The organism is Variovorax atrisoli 110B (genome assembly GCF_000382045.1).
GTDB classification, from domain to species: domain Bacteria; phylum Pseudomonadota; class Gammaproteobacteria; order Burkholderiales; family Burkholderiaceae_C; genus Variovorax; species Variovorax atrisoli.
Genome location: NZ_KB907463.1, coordinates 1 through 17,746 on the forward strand (window position 1 = coordinate 1; position 17,746 = coordinate 17,746).

A 17,746-nucleotide genomic window follows, 5' to 3' on the forward strand; every position below is an offset into this window, starting at 1 on the left:
CAACTTTCATTGTCAGCCGCCGAAGTCATTTCAGCGGAGCCTTGTAGTCTAGCACGATTTTTTCAAATCAACCAAACTATTTTGGCTTTTCGCATCTGCCAACCTCTTCTTTCGCAACCCGCAGTCTTCACCGCAAGCCGCCGAATCAGTCGTTTCAGCGAAGCCTTCGATTATGCACCGTTTTTTAAGAAGCGGTCAACTTTTTCGAAGACTTTCTTCACCACACACAACCAGCATCCCAGGACACCAGCCGCTTAAACAACACAAGGCCGTCAGTAGCGAAGCCCTCGAGTATATGACATTTCCGGGCGTGCGCAAGATGCTCGTGAAAGAATCTTGGATCACTGTCACCACGGGCCTTCTCTACATATCTACATATATATAGGGGAGGGCCAGTGCCCCCAAGAGCCCTGACATCCCCTGCTCCGATAATCCGCGCCACATGGCACTCATCACACTCCTCGACGCGCAACTCGCGTTCGGTCACGTCCCGCTGCTGGATCATGCGGACTTCTCTCTTCTCGAATCGGAGCGCGTCGGCCTGATCGGCCGCAATGGCGCAGGCAAGTCTTCCCTGCTCAAGATACTGGGCGGCCTGGAGAAGACGGACGACGGCACGCTCCAGCTGCAGCAGAACCTGCGCGTGGCCTACGTCGCCCAGGAGCCCGCGCTCGACATGGACTCGGACGTCTTCACCGCCGCCAGCCAGGGCCTGGCCCCCGTCATCGCCCTGCGCGATCTCTATCTGTCCGGTGCCGAAGGCCTGGACCTCGACGCGCTCCAGTCGCAGATCGAAGCCTTCGACGCCTGGAACTGGGAGCAGCGCGTGGAGGAAACGCTGCATCGCCTGCACCTCGATCGCGACGCGCGCGTCGGCTCGCTCTCCGGCGGCACCCGCAAGCGCGTGGCCCTCGCCCAGGCACTGGTGGCGGCTCCGGACGTCCTCCTGCTGGACGAACCCACCAACCACCTGGACCTCGACTCCATCGAGTGGCTCGAGCAGCTGCTGATCGACTTCAAGGGCAGCGTCGTCACCGTCACCCATGACCGCAGCTTCCTGAACCGCGTGGCGACCCGCATCGTCGAGCTGGACCGGGGCAAGCTCGGCTCGTATCCCGGCAACTTCGAGCAGTACCTCGCCCAGAAGGAAGAGCAGCTCGCCCAGGAGGCCGTGATCAACGCCAAGGCCGACAAGCTCCTGGCCCAGGAGGAAATCTGGATCCGCAAGGGCGTCGAGGCGCGCCGAACCCGCAGCCAGAGCCGCATCACGCGCCTGCAGGAACTGCGTGCCAGCCACGCCGCCCGCCGGAACGTGCAAGGCAGCGTCAACATGGACGTGGCCTCGGGCCAGGCCAGCGGCAAGATCGTGGCCGAGCTGACGGACGCCACCAAGTCCTTCGGCGAGAAGACCGTGATCCGCAAGTTCAGCGGCACCATCCTGCGCGGCGACAAGGTCGGCCTGCTCGGTCCCAACGGCGCGGGCAAGACCACCCTGCTGAAGCTGATCCTCGGCGAGATCGAGCCCGACAGCGGCAAGATCCGCCGCGGCACCAACCTGCAGGTGGCGTACTTCGACCAGATGCGCGACAAGCTCGACCTCGACGCCACGCTGGAAGACTTCATCAGCCCCGGCAGCGAGTGGATCGAGATCGGCTCGCAGAGAAAGCACGTCAAGAGCTACCTCTCCGACTTCCTCTTCTCCCCCGCGCGCGCCAACTCCCCCGTGCGTTCGCTCAGCGGCGGCGAGCGCAACCGGCTGCTGCTGGCGCGCCTGTTCGCGCGTCCGGCCAACGTGCTGGTGCTCGACGAGCCGACCAACGACCTGGACATCGACACGCTCGAGTTGCTCGAGAACCTGCTTCAGGACTACGACGGCACCGTGTTCCTCGTGAGCCACGACCGCACCTTTCTCGACAACGTGGTCACCAGCACCATCGCGTACGAAGGCGACGGCAGCTGGCGCGAGTACGAAGGCAGCGTGCAGGACTGGCTGACCCAGTCGAAGCGCGCCCGCGAGATCGCGGCGCAGCGCCTGGTTGCCGCCCCGCCACCGCCGGCTCCTGCGCCCGCTCCTGCCGCCGAACCGGCCGCCCCGAAGGCGGCGGCGACCGGCGTGCGCAGGAAGCTCTCGTACAAGGAGCAGCGCGAGCTCGACGCCCTGCCCGCCCAGATCGAGGCCCTCGAAGCCGAGCAGAAGCGCATCACCGAGATGCTGGAGCTCGACGGCGGCGCCATCTATGCCACCGACTCCTCGCGTGCGGCGGAGCTGGCGCAGCGCCACGCCCAGATCGACGACGAGCTTCTCGCCGCGATGGAGCGCCAGGAAGAACTCGCAGCCGGCCGCTGACATCCGCCCGAGCCGGCCGTCCGACGCCCGGCGGGCCCGGACTAGGCTATATATGCGGCACCCTCTCTCCGAGCCCCGGGAAAGCAGCCGCATGTCCTCCTCCTTCCAGACGTTCCTCCGCCGATCCTCGGCCCTGCTCGCGCTGATGATCCTCGGCGCCTGCGCGCAACTGCCGCAGAACGTCGACCGCCCGGTTTCGACGGCCATCGCCGCGCCCGCCACCGGCACCGCGCTGGCCGACCTGGTGCAGCAGCGCCGGCAGGCCGACAAGGCCGGCTACGAATCGGGCTTCCTGCTGCTGGGCGGTCCGCAGGCCGCCTACGGCAGCCGCCTCGCGCTGATCGAGGGCGCGCAGAAGACGCTGGACCTGCAGTACTACGCCATCCACGCCGACGCCAGCACCGGCCGCCTGGTGCGCGGCCTGAGGGCGGCCGCCGAGCGCGGCGTGCGCGTACGCGTGCTGCTCGACGACTTCCATTCCACCGGCCGCGATGCGCTGGTGCTGGGCCTGGCCTTCGTCCCCAACATCCAGATGCGGCTGTTCAACCCGCTGGCGGGCTCGCGCGACTCCTCCTTCAGCCGGCTGCTCAACTCGATCGACGACGCCTCGCGCATCCAGCAGCGCATGCACAACAAGCTGTTCCTGGCCGACAACGTGCTGGGCGTGACGGGCGGGCGCAACCTGGGCGACGCCTACTTCGGCAACGCGACCAACGGCAACTTCGTCGATGTCGACGTGCTGGCCGCCGGCCCCATCGTGCAGGACCTCTCGCGCAGTTTCGACAGCTACTGGAACAACGAGCGCGCCTACCCGGTGCAGTCGCTGGTCACGCGGGAGGAACTCCAGGCCATGCGCGACCGCGCGCGAGCGGCCGACCAGGAACTGGCCGACGAATCGACCCGCCGGCAGGAAGGCGAAGGCCCGCCCACCGCCGAGCAGCGCGCCCGCGCCTGGGACGAGAAGCCGCTGGACCTACGCACCGCCACCTTCGTCTGGGCGCCGGCGGTGATGCTGGCCGACAAGCCCGGCAAGATTCCCGCCGACTCCGGCGCCGGCAGCACCAAGGCGCCCGGCCTCGTCGTGAGCCGGCTCGACGACAAGCCTGGCACCTCCCGCGGCGCGGCCTCGCTGGAAGCCGCCTCCGACATCGCCGCCAACGGCGACACCGTGGTCGAGGGGCTGCTGCACCTCATCGGCCAGGCGCGAACCGACCTGACCATCATCTCGCCCTACTTCGTACCCGGGAAGGACATGCTCCAGGCCTTCTCGGCCGCCCGCGGCCGCGGCGTGCGCATTCGCGTGCTGACCAACTCGCTGGCCTCCAATGACGCGCCGGTGGCGCACGTGGGCTATGCGCGCCACCGCGAGGAACTGCTGAAGATGGGCATCGAGCTCTACGAGCTGCGCAGCGAGCAGGCGAGCTTCGGCACCGTGTTCGGCGGCTCCACGGGAAGCAGCGGCGGCAGCGGCGGGAGCACGGGCATCTCGGGCGAATCGCGTGCGATGCTGCACTCCAAGGTGCTGGTGATGGACGGACGTCTGCTGGTGGTGGGCTCGATGAACCTCGACCTGCGATCGCAGCTGCAGAACACCGAGATCGCACTGCTGATCCGAAGCAACGAGCTCTCGCGCGCCGCGTCGGAGCAGATCGAGCGCGGCATGCGCGAGCGCTCGTGGCACGTCGAGCTGGTCGACGGCTCGCTGGTGTGGCGCGCCCCCCAGGGCAGCGGCCTGAAGGACGCCACCACCGAGCCCGACGCCGGCGCCATGCTGCGGCTGATGCTCAAGCTCTTCGGGCCGCTGGCACCCGACCAGCTGCTCTGAAGGCGGAAGCGGCGCCGGTCAGTGCTTGTGCTGGTGCGCAGCGCCGCCGGCATCCGCGCCTTCGGGCGCGCCCACCGGCAGCGTCACGTCCAGCGTGGTCTTGGCGCCCTTGGCGTCCTGGAAGCTCAGCGTCATCGGCACGGTCGCGCCCTTCGCCAGCGCGCCCTTCAGGTCCATCATCATCACGTGGTAGCCGCCGGGCTTGAGCTCGACGGTCTGGCCCGCGGGCAGGTCGAGGCCGCTCGAGAGCTCGCGCATCTTCATGGTGTCGCCCTCCATCTTCATCTCATGCACTTCGGCGACGCCGGCGGCCGGCGTGGAGATGCCCACCAGCTTCGCGCCGGTGGGCGAGGTCAGCTTCATGAAGGCGCCGGTGCCGCTCTGGCCCGGCACCGACTGGCGCACCCAGCCGTCGCGCACGTCGACCGTGGCCACGCCCTGCGCCACCACGTCGAGCTTCGCGGCCGGGCTCTTCAGGCCGGCGGTGGAACTGCCCGAGGCCGGCACCTCGGCCCAGTCGGCTGCGCCCACGTCGCAGGTCTGCAGCACCTTGAACCACAGCGTGCCCGGCGTGGACGGCACCTTGCCGCGCAGCACGAACTCGGCGCGCTCGCTGCCGGGCAGCGCGTTCCCGGGCGTCTCGGCGGTCCAGCGGACTTCGCCCTCGCCATCCTTCGCGCCCTTCTGCACGTCGAGCTTCCAGCCCTTGCGCGCCTGCGCGTCGCTCAGGATGAAGCCCTTGGGCAGGCGCACCGCCAGGCCGGTGGTGGCCTTGGCGCCTTCGCAGGCGTGGCCGACGCGGAAGGCGGCGTCGTAGTCGCTGCCGACGGTCACGCCGCCCGGACGCAGCGTGACGTGCGCCACCGCGGCGCCCATGCCGGCCAGCATGGCGCACGCAGCAGCGGTGGTCCTGAGGATGGCCAGCGGAATCTTGTTCGTCATGTCGTTTGGTCCTTGCAGTTGGAATGGAAAAGTCAAAGGTCGAACTTGAGCTCGGCCACGTAGGTGCGCTGCGGGTACGGGTGGAAGGCCCAGTACTTGTTGTTGTTCAGGTTGTCGATGCCGAAGGAGGCGCTCCACTGGCGGTCGATCCGGTAGCGTATGCGCGCATCGACCACGAAGAACTTCGAGAAGCCCATGTACGCGAAGCCGTTGGGGTCGCTGTTGTCGAGGGTGCCGTACTGCCTGCCGCTGTAGCGCGCGCCCACGGTGTAGCTCCAGCGGTCGTCCGGCCGGTAGGTGGCCAGCAGCGTGGCGCGCACCCTGGGCACGCGCGGCTGGTCGTGGCCGACGCTGGCGGGGAAGCCGCCGTTGGCGGTGATCTTCGAGCGGGTGAGCGTGAGGCTGCCGCTCAGGTCCAGCCCGCGCACGCCCACGTCGGACGCGTTCAGCGCCACCTCCAGCCCGCGCGTGCGGATGGCGTCGACGTTCTGCACCGTGCTCACCAGGTTGTTGAGCGCCTGGGTGTAGAGCGCGTCCTTCGTGTTCTCGAAGAAGAGCGTGGTGCGCAGCACGCCGTCGAACCCCCAGCCCTTGAGGTCGCGCTCGGCGGTGAGCTCGGTGGTCCACGAGCGCTCGGGCCGCAGGTTGGGGTTGGTGTTGACGATGCGGTTGCCGTCGATGGATCCCTGGTAGAGCTCGCTCACGGTGGGCATGCGCACAGCGCGGCCGGTCGAGGCCTTGAGCAGCCAGTCGGAGGTGGCCTGCCAGGCGACTGCCGCCTTTGGCGAGTCGTAGCTGTTCTTGCGCGGCGAAAAGTTCAGCAGCGTGCTGGCGTTGCCGAGCTGGCCGCCGTAAGCCTCCCAGCGCTCATGGCGCAGGCCGAGCGTGGTCTTCCAGTCCTTCGCGAAGCGCCAGGTGTCCTGCACGTAGAGCGACTGCAGCCGGGTGTTGCCGTTGAAGGCCGAGAACGGCGAGACGGGCGAGCCGCCGATCCAGTCGAGCGTGTTGCCGACGCTGGTACGAAGCCGCGCCGTGTCCTGCTGGAAGCCGAAGTCGACCACGTGCGCGCCCACGCCCTCGGCCGAGCCGGTGGGCCGCCAGGTGCCGGCGGCCTTGAAGGTGCTCCAGCCGGTGCCGCCCATGTCGGTGGTGCGGCCCGGGCCGCCGCTGAAGGCGCCGGGCAGCGGCGTGGTGGGCGTGCGCGAGGTGTCTCGCGAATAGTCGTACAGGCTCGCGGCAACCTCCCAGTCGAACACGCCGCCGGTGTGGCTCTTCACCGAGAGGCCGTGCATGTAGTGCGTGAGCGCGGTTTCGGTGGGCGCGAGCGCAGCGCTGGGCGAATCGAGGTTGTAGGCGCGCCCGCCGATGTTCACCCGCCCGCCGTACACCGGCCGACCGAGGGCGTCGCGCAGCCAGGTGTCGACGCCGCCGTGCGTGGTGTTGTTCCACGCGCCGAGCGTGTAGGTGGCGCGCACCGTGGGCGAGAAGTCGTAGGCCAGCTTGAGCTTGGCCTGCTCCTGCGTGGTGTCGTAGATGGTGGAGCCGCCGACCAGCCACCAGGGCTGGTTCGACGGGTTCAGCCCGCCCACCGCGCCGGTCACCGGCGTGCCCGCGTTGCCGACCGTGCCGGCGCTGACGAGCCGGTTGCCGAACACCAGCGCCTGCCCCTTGCTGTGCGTGCGCGATGCGCTGAGCCACCACGACCAGTCGCCGCTGCGGCTGCCCAGCGACAGGTCGAGCTGCTGGCCGGCCGGCGAGGAGTGGCTGTTGTACAGGTCGAAGTTCGAGACGAAGCCGCTGAGCTTGACGTGCGCCTCGAACTTGGTGGGCATGCGCGTGACGTAGTCGACCACCGCGCCCACCGAGTTGCCCGGGTACGCGGCCGAGAACGGCCCGTAGAGCACGTCGACGCGCTCGATCTCTTCCGGCGACACCATGCCCCAGCGCGGCGCGTAGGTGGCGCCGTTGCCCAGCGGGTTCGACAGCATGATGCCGTCGGCATAGACCATCGAACGCGCACTGTTGCCGGTGCCCGAGGCGCGCGTGGCCAGCACGGCGTGGTTGAAGTCGCCGATGTAGCGCTTGCGCACGACCAGGCTCGGCAGGTACTTCAGCGCGTCCTCGCTGTCGGTGGCGTTGACGGTCTCGACGATCTGCTCGTGCGTCACGCCTTCGATGGTGGTGGGGATCTGCGCGGGCAGCGAGGTCGGCCGCCCGCCGGTCACGGTGATGGTGTTCAGCGTGCGGCCGCCGGGGCCGCCTTCGGCCGTGTCGGCCGGCTGCGCCTGTTGCGCCAGCGCGGGCGCGCCAAGGGGAAATGCCATGGCGATCGCCAGGGCGCGGGAATGCTTTTTCAAGAGGAACCTTCTCCACGGAGCTTCAAGCCGGACGGGCCGGACAAGCCGCGCACGCGCTTCGGGCGCGCGTGCACGGCTACGGTTTCGAGAGCGTCAGGAGAAGGTCGGAGGCCCGCGCGCCGGCAGCGGCGCCGCGGTGGCCGCGGCAAGGCGCGCGGCGGGGATGGGCTGGACCACGCGGCCCAGCGGCAGGGGAAGATCGAAGGTCGGGGCTGCCATGGCCGGCGGCGGAGCGCCTGTCAGCACGCACAGCGGGCAGTCCATGTGAGAGGCGCCCATTTCCTTGACGCCGTCCTCGGTGTGGACCACCACCTTGATGGAGCCCGCGGCGGAGCACACGAGCTCCATGGCCTGCGGGTTCACCAGCGGCGACGCCACCGCCACGCCCAGCGACATCACGAACCACAGCAGCACCCATCGACCGGCAAGGACGATGGAGCGGGTGGATCGGTGCAGCGCGTGCATGGCGGCCGCGATTATCGGCGCACTTTGCCCTTGGCGGCAGGGGCAGCGGCCTTGGAGGGCGCAGCCTTGCCGGTGGCCTTGGCCGGGGCGCGGGCCCCGCCCCTGGATGCGGCAGGTGCCGCCTTGGCGGACTTTCCGCCCCTTGCGGCAGCCGCGGGCGCCGCCTTTCCGCGCTGGCCCTTGACCGCCTTGCCTGCGCGCACGGCCCTGGGCGCCGGGGACGGCGCAGCGAGCGCGGGCATCGGCTGCGCGGTCTGCTCCTGCGCGCTGGTGAGCACCGGCGTCACGGTGAAGCCCCGCGCCGCCATCAGCGTGGGCAGCCCCTGCGGACCGATCATGTGCAGCGCACCGACCGCGGCGAACACCCCCTTGCCGCCGGCATGCAGGCGCTCGATGCCGTCGGCGAGGTTCGGGTTGCGGTCGTCGAGCAGGCGCTTGAGCAGCCGCTGCTCGGCGGGCGTGTTGAGGCAGTCGCACCACTCGGAATAGCGGGACAGCCGGGCCGCGTCGCTGCGGGCCCAGACCTCGGCCAGCTCCTTGATCTGGCCGCGCAGCTTGCCCGATTCGAGCTCGTCGAGCGCCGCGTCGACCTGCTCGGCCTCCTCGGCTTCGGAGCTGCCCGTCAGCACCTTGAGATGGTCTTCCGCATTCTCGAGCGCCACGATGGGCTTGTTGCCGTTGCGCGCCGCGACGGCGAGCGTCTCGTCCACGCCGAATTCGGGATAGAGGCCGTCGACGCGCCCCACCAGCCCGGCCAGCGCCGTGACCTGCAGGATCGGCTGCAGCTTCGACAGCGAGCCCGGCGGCACGCAGGCCTCGCTGTTCTGGCGCTCGAGCCGGCGGGAGCGCTCGCCGCTGAGCATGCGGGCAAGCAGTTCGGGGTCGGCGGGCCGAGCCATGGCGCGGGCGGTGGCTTCGTCGCGCATGTCGAGTTCGAGCGCGACGGTGTCGCTCTGCGCCAGCGCCTTCTGGATGGTGGGGCCGGGCCGCACCCAGTCGCCGCGGCCGATGTGGATGGTGCCGTAGAGCCACGAGGTGCGCCCGTCGCGCTCGATGCGCCAGAGCACGCCGCGGTCGACGCCGTTGCGCAGGCCGACACCGGGCTTCTCGAGGCTCGCGATGGCGGAGGGCGGGCAGGCGGCCTGGGCCGCCCCGAAGGTGAAGAGGAAAGCGATGCCGCACAGGGGCGCGGCGAGGATCCGGAGTATCCGCAAGGCTTGCTCCACGATGAAAGAAAGTCCGGCATTCTCACAGCACCGCTGCCCATAATCCGAAACCATGCAGAGCATCTTCCACCTTGCCTTTCACGTTCGCGACCTCGACGTCGCCCGCAGCTTCTACGGCGGCGTGCTCGGCTGCCCCGAGGGCCGCAGCACCGACACCTGGGTCGACTTCGACTTCTTCGGCCACCAGATTTCCCTTCACCTGGGAGAACCCTTCGCCACCGCACGCACGGGCCGCGTCGGCGACGTGATGGTGCCCATGCCGCACTTCGGCCTCGCGCTCGCGCTGCCCGACTGGCAGGCGATGGCGCAGCGGCTGGAGGCCGCCGGCACCGAGTTCGTGCTGAAGCCGCAGGTGCGCTTCGAAGGTCAGCCGGGCGAGCAGTGGACGATGTTCTTCCACGACCCGTTCGGCAATCCGATCGAGGTCAAGGGTTTCCGTTCCCTGGACTCCCTCTACGACAAGTAAGCAGATGATCCCGCGCCCGGCAGCCGTCGTCGCTCCCCTCGCGCTGCTGTGCGCCACGCTCGCGCACGCCCAGCTCGACTGCGAGCTCAACGGCCACGGCGTGAACCCCGACAACGGCAGCAGCATCGCGGGCAAGACCGGCCTGCTGCGCTGCAAGGACCGCACGAGCGGCGAGCTGCAGCGCGAATCGCAGATACAGAACGGCGTGGCGATGGGCCTCGTGCGCATCTACGAGAAGGGCCGGCTCGCCAAGGAGCAGAGCGTCAACGCCAAGGGCAACCTGCAGGGCCGCGCGCGCGAGTTCTCCCCCACCGGCCGCGTGCTGCGCGACGCCACCTACGACGACGGCCAGGAGCGCGGCCTGGTGCGCAGCTTCTACCCCGACGGCAAGCTGCGGCGAGCGATCTTCTATCCCACCTCCGACACCGGCGGCGGCAGCGAGCGCGCCTCGGTCGAGTTCACCGAGCACGGCCAGCTCTCGGCCCTGCGCTGCGCCGACGCGCCCACGCTGGCGCCGGTGGTCGACGACGCCAGGCTCTGCGGCTTCTCGGGCACAGGCCCGTCGCAGGTCGACCTGTTCGACGCGCGCGGCATCCTGCGCTCGCGCCTGTCGTTCGTGTCGGGCAAGCGGGTGCGGGCGCAGAGCTTCTACGACAACGGCAAGCCCTCGTCGCTCGACGAGACCGTGGGCAACCAGCGCACCGAGCAGAGCTTTTCATCGGAAGGCATCAAGCGCCGCGAGACCGCCTTCCTGCTGGTGGAACGCACGAGCATCCGCGTGCGCGAGCAGGCCTTCTCCGAGAAGGGGACGCTGGTGCGCGACCAGCGCTGGAACAGCGCGGGCGAACCCATCGTCGACGACGCCTACTACCTCAACGGCCAGCCGCGCAGCAAGTCGGCCTACAGCGGCAGCGGCGACGCGCGCAGCGTCGAGATCACCGAGTTCTACGACAGCGGCCAGCGCGCCGCGCAGGGCCGCTACGAGATCCAGGGCCGGAACCGGCAGATCCCGGTCGGCACCCACCAGCGCTTCAGCGAGAAGGGCACGCTTCTGGCCGAGTCGAGCTTCGACGCCAAGGGCCGCGTCACGCGCGAGCGCGTCTGGGACGAGAACGGCGACCTGCAGCGCGACGACGAAGTCTTCGAAGACGGCTCGCGCAAGGCATATACAAGGTAACGCCCCCAGGCTCCGCGCACTTCGTGTCGCTCCTCCACCCCCTACCGGGGGCAACACCTGCGGCCCGGCCAAGCCGGTTCCGCGGTGTTTCGCGAAAAGAGAAGAGCTGCTCCTTGGCGAGCTCAGTCCAGCTTGATTCCTGCCTGCTTGATGATCGGGCCCCAGCGCTTCGACTCGGCGCGCGACAGCGCCGCGAACTGGGCCGGCGTGCCCGGCATCGCCTCCATGCCGAAGTCGTCGAAGCGCTTCTGCACGGCCGGCGTGCCGAAGGCCTTGTTCAGGTCGCCGTTGAGCTTGCTGACCACCGCCGCCGGCAGGTTGGCCGGGCCCAGGATGCCCTGGAACGCGAACACCTCCGTGTTGGGCACGCCCACCTCGGCCAGCGTCGGCACGTTGGGCAGCGGCTTGCTGCGCGCGCCCGAGCCGATGGCCAGCACGCGCACCTTGTTGGTCTGCATGATCGGCAGGCCCGAGGCCAGGTCGAGGAACATGCAGGGCACCTGGCCGCCCATCACGTCGGCCATGGCCGGCGCGGCGCCGCGGTACGGGATGTGGGTGATGAAGGTGCCGGTGCGCACCTTGAACATCTCCATGGCCAGGTGGTGCGGCGAGCCGTTGCCCGGCGAGGCGTAGTTGACCTTGCCGGGGTTGGCCTTCACGTAGGCGAGGAACTCCTTGAAGTCCTTCGCAGGGAAGTCGGGATGCACCACCAGGGCCAGCGGGAACTTGCCGATGGCGCCGATGTAGGTGAAGTCTTTCTCGGGGCTGAAGGGCAGCTTGCTGAACAGGTGCTCGTTGAAGGCCAGCACCGCGTTGTCGGCCGACAGGATCGTGCAGCCGTCGGGCTTGCTCTTGGCGACGATGTCGGCGCCGATGTTGGTCGAGGCGCCGGGGCGGTTGTCCACCACGATCTGCTGGCCCAGCGTCTGGCGCATCGCCTCGGCCAGCACGCGCGCGATCACGTCGGTGCCGCCGCCCGCCGGATAGGGCACGACCCACTTGATGAGCTGTGCGGGGTACTCCTGCGCGCGGGCGAAGGGCGATGCGGCCATTGCGGCGCCGGAGGCGAGCGTGGCGAGAAGGGTGCGGCGATCCATGGAATCAGTCTCCAATCTGCTGGTTGTATGTATGTCGTTCCGGAAATCAGGAAGCGGACAGCGATGGTACGGGCAGAGCCCACAGCGCGTCGGCCAGTGCGGTGCGGCAGCGCGCCTCGTCGCCGACCTGCTCGAACAGCAGCAGCGCGAGCCGCGCGAGGAACAGCGATTCCCGCTCGGCACCGGCTTCGGTGATGGCGCGCGCGCATTCGGCATAGAGGCGGTCGCGGGCGTCGGGTTGGAGCTGCGGTGTGGTCGTCGTCGTCATGCGGAAATCTCCCGGGCCGCGCGGGCCAGTGCGGGTTGCAGGGCGCCGGCGGGCAGGCGATGCCAGCGCGCGGCCACGTGGCCGTCGGGGCGCAGCAGGTAGACCGCGCCGTCCCTTGCGCCGAGCGCGTCGAACACGGCGGGCGATGCTTGCGCGTCGGCGCCGTCGACGCCCGGGCTCGCGACGCTGCGCACGACGAAGGGCAGCGCGCCCTTGCGAGCCCGTTCGATGTCGGCGGCAGGCAGCGCGACGAGGTCGGGCCGCAGCACCAGCAGCGTGAAGGTGGGCGCGATCCAGTCGGTGAGATGGCCGCGCTCGAGCTGCTGCTCGGGCATCGCCTCGCCCGGCAACGGGCCGGCGGGCAGCGCATCTCCCTCGCTCGACAGCGGCGATGCGGCATAGCGCACCGCCTGCGTCTGGCGCGGGTTGATGAGTTGCGCGATGCCGCGATGCGCCTCCGAAAGCGACAGCGCCGCCTCGCGCAGCAGGTCGAATCCGCGCGAGGGCGGCGACATGAACTCGGTGCTGCGCATCGCGTTCTCGGCGTTGACGTGGAAGGCCTCGATGCGCTCCTGCGAGTACGAATCGAGCAGCGCCGCGCCGGACAGCCCCTTCGCGACGAAGGCCAGCTTCCATGCGAGGTTGTCCGCGTCGTCGAAGCCGGAGTTGAGCCCGCGCACGCCGAAGATCGGCATGGCATGCGCCGCGTTGCCCGCGAACACGACACGGCCGTGGCGGTAGCTCTCAAGCGTCATCGCGCCGGCGCGATAGACCGAGGTCCACACCGTCTTCCACGGCAGATGGCCTTCGCCGATGGCGTCGAGGTGACGCTGCACGAACTCGGCGACGGCTGCCGGCTGCAATGCCTCCTCGGTGCTCTGGCCGGGACGCAGCTGGTAGTCGATGCGCCAGATGTCGTCGGGCTGCCGGTGCATGAGCACGGTCGAGCCGGGGTTCCAGGGCGGGTCGAACCAGGCGCGGCGCTCGGTGGGGTGGCCGCTCTTGAGCTCGATGTCGATGATCACGTAGCGGCCTTCGTAGCCCGTGCCTTCGAGCGCGAGTCCCATCTGCTTGCGCACGAAGCTCTGGCCGCCGTCGCAGGCCGCGAGCCACCGGCCGCGCAGGCGGTAGGCGCCTTCGGCGTTGCGCACGTCGAGCGTCACGCCTTCGTCGTCCTGCGAAAGGCCGGTGAGCTCGGTGCCCCAGCGGATGTCGACGAGCCCCGGCGTGCGCTCGTTGCGGCGCAGGATCTCCTCCAGCAGGTAGTGCTCGGCGTAGTACTGCTCGAGGTTGATCATCGGCGGCAGCTTCTGCCGCTCATCGTGCGGCATCTCGAAGCGGAACACCTCGGCGGTCTTGTAGAAGCTGCGCCCGCCGGTCCAGGGCAGGCCCTTGTCCATGAAGGCGCTCAGCACGCCGAGCCGCTCCATGATCTCCAGGCTGCGCCGCGAGATGCAGGCCGCCCGGCTGCCGACGCACACGGTGTCGTCGGCTTCGAGGATCACGCTGCGCACGCCGTGGTTCGCGAGCCCCAGCGCGAGCGCCATGCCGACCGGGCCGCCGCCCGCGATCACCACCGGATGGCTGGCGGCTTCGACGCCGTCGGGGCCGAGTTCGGGCGTGCGCGGGTCGTAGCGCGTGTAGTGGAAGGCGCCGACCGAAGGCGGCAATCCGGCATCGGCGCCGGGCTTCGGCGGCACGGGGCCGCTGGCAGCATCGCCCAGGGTGGCAGCGGGGGAGTTCGTCATGCGGCGGGATTGTCCCGATGCGCGACGAGCGGCAATGTCATAACTTCGTACGAGGTGTTTACCCGCATGCGCGCCCTCTTCGTCTTCCCTTTCTTCCTCCGTCCCCGGCCATGAGACGCTGGCGCATCCAACCTTCCGAGGACGCCGCGCTGGCCGCTGCAGTGGTCGGCGACGTGCTCTCGGGCGTGGGCACGCCGCTGCTCGCGACCAGCTACCTCAAGGCCATGCAGCGCGTGATGCCGGTGACCTTCTGCACCGTGTTCGTGGTCGATGCGGCCGGGCGCATCGAGCTGGTGTCGGCCGCCAGCAGCTACGGCAGCACGGCGGAGCGCACATCGGAACGCTACGTGGCGCAGCGCTTCGACCTGCTCGACCCGAACATGGCCTGGCTCGCAGCGCGCAAGCTGCCCGGGCGCGCACAGCTGTGGATGGGCCACCAGCGTGCCGACGAGGTGGCCGACCCGGTGTACCGCGCCGCCTGCTATGGCGACGTGGGCATCCGCGAGCGCGCGTCGGTGCTGTTGCTGCAGCCCACGGGGCAGCGGGTGGCGGTGAGCTTCTATCGCAGCTTGGCGCAGCCGGAGTTCGGCACGGCCGACTTCGCGCTCATCGAGGCCCATGCCACGCTGCTGGCCGATGCCACCGCGGCGCATGGCCGCAGCGCGGTCGGCGCCCGCAAGGCGGTGGAACCCGCCCTCGCCGAACGGCTGCTGCGCCTGAGCCTGCGCGAGCGCGAGGTCATCGGCCACCTGATGGCCGGCCGCACCGCCAAGGAGGCGGCGCGCGAGATCGGCGTGGAGCTGACGACCGTGCGCACCCACCAGTACCGGGCGTTCCGGCGGCTGGGGATACGGTCGCAGAAGGAGCTGCTGCGCGGCGCGGGGCCGCACTGAGCGGGCAGCCTCAGTCTTCCGGGGTTTCCTCTTCGACCTGCGGCGCCTCGTCGCCGGCCTGCGGCTTGACGAGCGACACCGGCGCATCCTTCGGACGGCCCGCGGTGGACACGATCTCCTGGTCGATCGCGCCGAAGATCGATCGCCCGTCCAGCCCCTTCATCTCGATGCGGATAGTGTCGCCGAACTTCATGAAGTCGGTGTAGGGCTGGCCGGTCTGGATGGTCTCGATGCAGCGCTTCTCGGCGATGCACGAGTAGCCCTTGGGCCACTCCGTCTGGCCGTCCTTCTTCTCGACGCCCTTGTTGCTCACGGTGCCGCTGCCGACGATGCTGCCGGCACGCACGTTGCGCGTCTTGGCGATGTGGGCGATGAGCTGGCCGAAGTGGAAGGTCATCTCCGGGCCGGCGTCGCACATGCCGACCTTGCGGCCGTTCCAGCTGCTTTGCAGCGCGAGGTGCACGCGGCCGTGCTGCCAGGCCTCGCCGAGTTCGTCGAGCGTGACGGCCACGGGGCTGAAGGCGGTGGCGGGCTTGCTCTGGAAGAAGCCGAAGCCCTTGGCCAGCTCGGCCGGGATGAGGTTGCGCAGGCTCACGTCGTTGGCCAGCATCACGAGGCGGATGCCGTCGAGCGCCTGGTCGGGCGTGGCGCCCATGCGCACGTCACCGGTGATGACGGCGATCTCGGCCTCGAAGTCGATGCCCATGGCCTCGCTGGGCACGATCACGTCGTCGGTCGGGCCGAGGAAGTCGTCGCTGCCGCCCTGGTACATCAGCGGGTCGGTGTAGAAGCTCTCGGGCACCTCGGCGTTGCGCGCCTTGCGCACCAGCTCGACGTGGTTGATGTAGGCCGAGCCGTCGGCCCACTGGTAGGCGCGCGGCAGCGGGGCCATGCACATCGAGGGGTCGAAGGGAAAGGCGTGGCGCGCGCGGCCGGCGTTGAGGTTGGCGTACAGGTCCTGCAGCTGCGGGCTCATGAAGCCCCAGTCGTCCAGCACCTGCTGCAGCCGGTTGGCGATGCCGGTGGCGTAGTGGGCGAGCGTGAGGTCGCGCGAGACGACGACGAGCTGGCCGTCGCGCGAGCCGTCCTTCAGGGTGGCGAGTTTCATGATGCGGTGCGTGCGTGTGGACTGGAGCGGACCGCCGGCACGGACCGGTCGCCGCTCCCACTTAAACTGGTTGAACGGGCGGCAGTTTACCGAGGTGGTCTTTGGTGAACCTCCGGGCCGGCGCCCCACTCCACATACCGATGCCGACGCTCGTCGCCCCCTCTTCCTCGCCGTCGCTGCCTCCCGGGTTGCCGGGGCGTCCGTCGTGGCGGGCGCTGATCGGGCTGACGCTGCTGGTGGGGCTGGTCCACCTGCTGCTGCTCGGGCTGGCGCCGATGGCCATCGGGCCGGAGCCCTCGCCGCTGGCGAACAAGTTCAGCACGCGCACCATCGTGATCGCGCCGCCGGCCGCCGAGGCGCCCGCACCGGCAGCCGCGCCCGCAGAAGCGAAGCCCGCGCCGCCACCGAAGCCCAAGCGGCCGCGCGAAGCCTCGGTGCCCAGGCCGAAGCCGGCACCGAAGCCCGCCCCCGCCGAACCCTCGCCAGAACCTGAGACAGTCGCGACGCCTGCGCCGGAAACGCCCGACCTGACGGCCCAGGCCGCTACCGATTCAGGAGCAGCCGCACCGCCCGAAGCTGCGGCCAGCGCGCCGGCAGGGGCGACATCGCCTTCCGGCGGCAGCGGAACCGGCACCCAGGCGGCGGCCGGCGGCGAGGCCTCGGGCACCATCGCCGGCACCCAGGCGATGAAGATCCCCGGCTCGGTCACGCTGGACTTCGAGGCCACCGGCCAATCGGGCGCCTCGCCGCAGCGCGGCGTCTTCGGCGAGCTGGTCTGGCTGCAGGACGGCACCCGCTACGACGGCCGGCTGACGCTCAAGGCGGTGTTCTTCACGCTGCTCAACTGGCACAGCACCGGGCGCATCGGCCCCTCCGGCCTGGAGCCGGAGCGGTATTCCGAAAGCCGCAAGTCGGAGGTGGCCTCGCATTTCGTGCGCGACCAGAACCAGATCGTGTTCAGCAACAACGCGCCCCCCGTGCCGCTGCTGCCCGGCGCGCAGGACCGCATGAGCGTGATGATGCAGCTTGGCGGCCTGCTGGCGGCCAGCCCGCAGCGCTATCCCGCCGGCACCAGGATCTCGGTGCAGACAGTGGGTACCCGGGACGCCGAAGTCTGGGTCTTCGTGGTCGGCGACGAGGAAAAGCTCAGCCTGCCGGCCGGCGAATTCACCGCCCGCAAGCTCACGCGCGACCCGCGCAAGTCCTTCGACCGGAAACTGGAACTGTGGCTGGCTCCGGAGTACGGGTATCTACCCGTGCGGATCAGGCAAACCGAGCCCAACGGGGACTTCGCTGACGCGCAGTTGCGCAAACCCCTGCCTTCGGGCCCGCCAAATTGAGGAGAAAGTCACGCTAACGAAGCGAAAGGAGCCAGGGATAGGCCAATTAGCCAGTTGGTTTTACAGATAGACAACCTATCTTGAAACTGGCGCGTTGATTGCTATCTAACCCCCATGAACGCCATCGACATTCTCACAGGGCCCGCCATGAACATGCTTTATGACTCGGAGTCTTTCGTCGTCGTCCACGTGCAGCCGAACGAAGGCGAAACGCCCGCACAGCCGAACATGCCGGTCCTGGAGCGCCACGGCTTCGAGATCGTGGACAAGCGCTCGGGCAAGGAGGTCTACCTCGACGGCTCCTGGGCAGAACTGTTCCAGCAGCAGATCGCCGCCTGGCAGCTCAACACCCCCACGCAGGAAGAAGTCGAGGACACCCTCGAAGGCTACGCCGAACTGGCGCACACGCCCGTTCTGGTGCACTGAAGCCGCTTCCAGCCCGCCAAGCTCCCTTCGGAGCGACAGAAAGCGCCCCCGCGGGCGCTTT

16 protein-coding genes are annotated in these 17,746 nt (G+C 69.4%); 8 read left to right on the top strand and 8 right to left on the bottom strand.

Features of this window, described 5'->3' with window-relative positions; genetic code table 11:
- From G369_RS39275 to G369_RS0128630, 3 genes are all read left to right on the top strand, one after another.
- Positions 1-258: hypothetical protein (locus G369_RS39275; protein WP_208604411.1), on the top strand; the 258-nt coding region annotated here is incomplete at its 5' end.
- A gap of 184 nt (positions 259-442) precedes the next feature.
- A complete protein-coding gene (locus G369_RS0128625) occupies positions 443-2,347 on the top strand; it encodes an ATP-binding cassette domain-containing protein (RefSeq protein WP_019657502.1) in 1,905 nt (634 codons plus the stop codon).
- A 91-nt stretch (positions 2,348-2,438) separates the two neighbouring features.
- Positions 2,439-4,172, top strand: a complete 1,734-nt coding sequence (locus G369_RS0128630; RefSeq protein ID WP_019657503.1) for a phospholipase D family protein — start codon at positions 2,439-2,441, stop codon at positions 4,170-4,172.
- Positions 4,173-4,190: 18 nt separating this feature from the next.
- Here the strand turns inward: G369_RS0128630 and G369_RS39950 are convergent, their stop codons facing one another.
- The 4 genes from G369_RS39950 to G369_RS0128650 form a co-directional block, all read right to left on the bottom strand.
- Positions 4,191-5,114 carry a copper chaperone PCu(A)C domain-containing protein gene (locus G369_RS39950; protein WP_019657504.1) on the bottom strand — a complete coding sequence of 308 codons (924 nt, stop codon included), beginning with the start codon at positions 5,112-5,114 and terminating at the stop codon, positions 4,191-4,193.
- A 32-nt stretch (positions 5,115-5,146) separates the two neighbouring features.
- Positions 5,147-7,438: a TonB-dependent receptor gene (locus G369_RS0128640; protein WP_019657505.1), complete on the bottom strand. Its 2,292-nt coding sequence runs from the start codon at positions 7,436-7,438 to the stop codon at positions 5,147-5,149.
- A 126-nt stretch (positions 7,439-7,564) separates the two neighbouring features.
- A complete protein-coding gene (locus G369_RS0128645) occupies positions 7,565-7,936 on the bottom strand; it encodes a DUF2946 family protein (protein ID WP_019657506.1) in 372 nt (123 codons plus the stop codon).
- An 11-nt stretch (positions 7,937-7,947) separates the two neighbouring features.
- A complete protein-coding gene (locus G369_RS0128650) occupies positions 7,948-9,150 on the bottom strand; it encodes a TraB/GumN family protein (RefSeq protein WP_019657507.1) in 1,203 nt (400 codons plus the stop codon).
- A 64-nt stretch (positions 9,151-9,214) separates the two neighbouring features.
- On the opposite strand from G369_RS0128650, the gene G369_RS0128655 reads away from it, so the two are divergent.
- Both G369_RS0128655 and G369_RS0128660 read left to right on the top strand, forming a co-directional pair.
- Positions 9,215-9,628 carry a VOC family protein gene (locus tag G369_RS0128655; RefSeq protein WP_019657508.1) on the top strand — a complete coding sequence of 138 codons (414 nt, stop codon included), beginning with the start codon at positions 9,215-9,217 and terminating at the stop codon, positions 9,626-9,628.
- Positions 9,629-9,632: 4 nt separating this feature from the next.
- The gene (locus tag G369_RS0128660) at positions 9,633-10,805 is read left to right on the top strand and encodes a toxin-antitoxin system YwqK family antitoxin (RefSeq protein WP_019657509.1); all 1,173 of its coding nucleotides are present in this window, start codon (positions 9,633-9,635) and stop codon (positions 10,803-10,805) included.
- A gap of 122 nt (positions 10,806-10,927) precedes the next feature.
- Here G369_RS0128660 and G369_RS0128665 read toward each other — a convergent pair whose 3' ends face one another.
- The 3 genes from G369_RS0128665 to G369_RS0128675 are packed head-to-tail and all read right to left on the bottom strand — an operon-like array spanning position 10,928 to position 13,918.
- Entirely contained in the window at positions 10,928-11,902 is a 975-nt protein-coding gene (locus G369_RS0128665; RefSeq protein ID WP_019657510.1) for a Bug family tripartite tricarboxylate transporter substrate binding protein, read from the bottom strand.
- A 46-nt stretch (positions 11,903-11,948) separates the two neighbouring features.
- Positions 11,949-12,170 carry a hypothetical protein gene (locus G369_RS0128670; RefSeq protein WP_019657511.1) on the bottom strand — a complete coding sequence of 74 codons (222 nt, stop codon included), beginning with the start codon at positions 12,168-12,170 and terminating at the stop codon, positions 11,949-11,951.
- Entirely contained in the window at positions 12,167-13,918 is a 1,752-nt protein-coding gene (locus tag G369_RS0128675; RefSeq protein WP_019657512.1) for an FAD-dependent monooxygenase, read from the bottom strand. The genes G369_RS0128670 and G369_RS0128675 overlap by 4 nt, the downstream gene beginning before the upstream one ends.
- Before the next feature lie 110 nt (positions 13,919-14,028).
- Between G369_RS0128675 and G369_RS0128680 the strand changes: the two genes are divergently transcribed.
- Positions 14,029-14,811: a helix-turn-helix transcriptional regulator gene (locus tag G369_RS0128680; protein ID WP_019657513.1), complete on the top strand. Its 783-nt coding sequence runs from the start codon at positions 14,029-14,031 to the stop codon at positions 14,809-14,811.
- Positions 14,812-14,821: 10 nt separating this feature from the next.
- On the opposite strand, the gene G369_RS0128685 is transcribed toward G369_RS0128680, so the two are convergent.
- Positions 14,822-15,919, bottom strand: coding sequence for a fumarylacetoacetate hydrolase family protein (locus G369_RS0128685; RefSeq protein ID WP_019657514.1), 1,098 nt, complete (start codon positions 15,917-15,919; stop codon positions 14,822-14,824).
- A gap of 140 nt (positions 15,920-16,059) precedes the next feature.
- On the opposite strand from G369_RS0128685, the gene G369_RS0128690 reads away from it, so the two are divergent.
- Together G369_RS0128690 and G369_RS0128695 are read left to right on the top strand one after the other, a co-directional pair.
- The gene (locus G369_RS0128690; protein WP_019657515.1) at positions 16,060-17,259 is read left to right on the top strand and encodes a DUF3108 domain-containing protein; all 1,200 of its coding nucleotides are present in this window, start codon (positions 16,060-16,062) and stop codon (positions 17,257-17,259) included.
- A gap of 147 nt (positions 17,260-17,406) precedes the next feature.
- Positions 17,407-17,685 carry a BTH_I0359 family protein gene (locus tag G369_RS0128695; RefSeq protein ID WP_026346723.1) on the top strand — a complete coding sequence of 93 codons (279 nt, stop codon included), beginning with the start codon at positions 17,407-17,409 and terminating at the stop codon, positions 17,683-17,685.
- Positions 17,686-17,746 lie beyond the last annotated feature (61 nt).

What these genes read in the sequence shown, in the direction of transcription:
- G369_RS0128690 (WP_019657515.1), top strand. Translation starts at nt 16,060, where the DNA reads ATGCCGACGCTCGTCGCCCCCTCTTCCTCGCCGTCGCTGCCTCCCGGG.
- G369_RS0128680 (WP_019657513.1), top strand. Translation starts at nt 14,029, where the DNA reads ATGAGACGCTGGCGCATCCAACCTTCCGAGGACGCCGCGCTGGCCGCT.
- G369_RS39950 (WP_019657504.1), bottom strand. Translation starts at nt 5,114, where the DNA reads ATGACGAACAAGATTCCGCTGGCCATCCTCAGGACCACCGCTGCTGCG.
- G369_RS0128655 (WP_019657508.1), top strand. Translation starts at nt 9,215, where the DNA reads ATGCAGAGCATCTTCCACCTTGCCTTTCACGTTCGCGACCTCGACGTC.
- G369_RS0128665 (WP_019657510.1), bottom strand. Translation starts at nt 11,902, where the DNA reads ATGGATCGCCGCACCCTTCTCGCCACGCTCGCCTCCGGCGCCGCAATG.
- G369_RS0128630 (WP_019657503.1), top strand. Translation starts at nt 2,439, where the DNA reads ATGTCCTCCTCCTTCCAGACGTTCCTCCGCCGATCCTCGGCCCTGCTC.
- G369_RS0128685 (WP_019657514.1), bottom strand. Translation starts at nt 15,919, where the DNA reads ATGAAACTCGCCACCCTGAAGGACGGCTCGCGCGACGGCCAGCTCGTC.
- G369_RS0128695 (WP_026346723.1), top strand. Translation starts at nt 17,407, where the DNA reads ATGAACATGCTTTATGACTCGGAGTCTTTCGTCGTCGTCCACGTGCAG.
- G369_RS0128660 (WP_019657509.1), top strand. Translation starts at nt 9,633, where the DNA reads ATGATCCCGCGCCCGGCAGCCGTCGTCGCTCCCCTCGCGCTGCTGTGC.
- G369_RS0128670 (WP_019657511.1), bottom strand. Translation starts at nt 12,170, where the DNA reads ATGACGACGACGACCACACCGCAGCTCCAACCCGACGCCCGCGACCGC.
- G369_RS0128645 (WP_019657506.1), bottom strand. Translation starts at nt 7,936, where the DNA reads ATGCACGCGCTGCACCGATCCACCCGCTCCATCGTCCTTGCCGGTCGA.
- G369_RS0128640 (WP_019657505.1), bottom strand. Translation starts at nt 7,438, where the DNA reads ATGGCATTTCCCCTTGGCGCGCCCGCGCTGGCGCAACAGGCGCAGCCG.
- G369_RS0128625 (WP_019657502.1), top strand. Translation starts at nt 443, where the DNA reads ATGGCACTCATCACACTCCTCGACGCGCAACTCGCGTTCGGTCACGTC.
- G369_RS0128675 (WP_019657512.1), bottom strand. Translation starts at nt 13,918, where the DNA reads ATGACGAACTCCCCCGCTGCCACCCTGGGCGATGCTGCCAGCGGCCCC.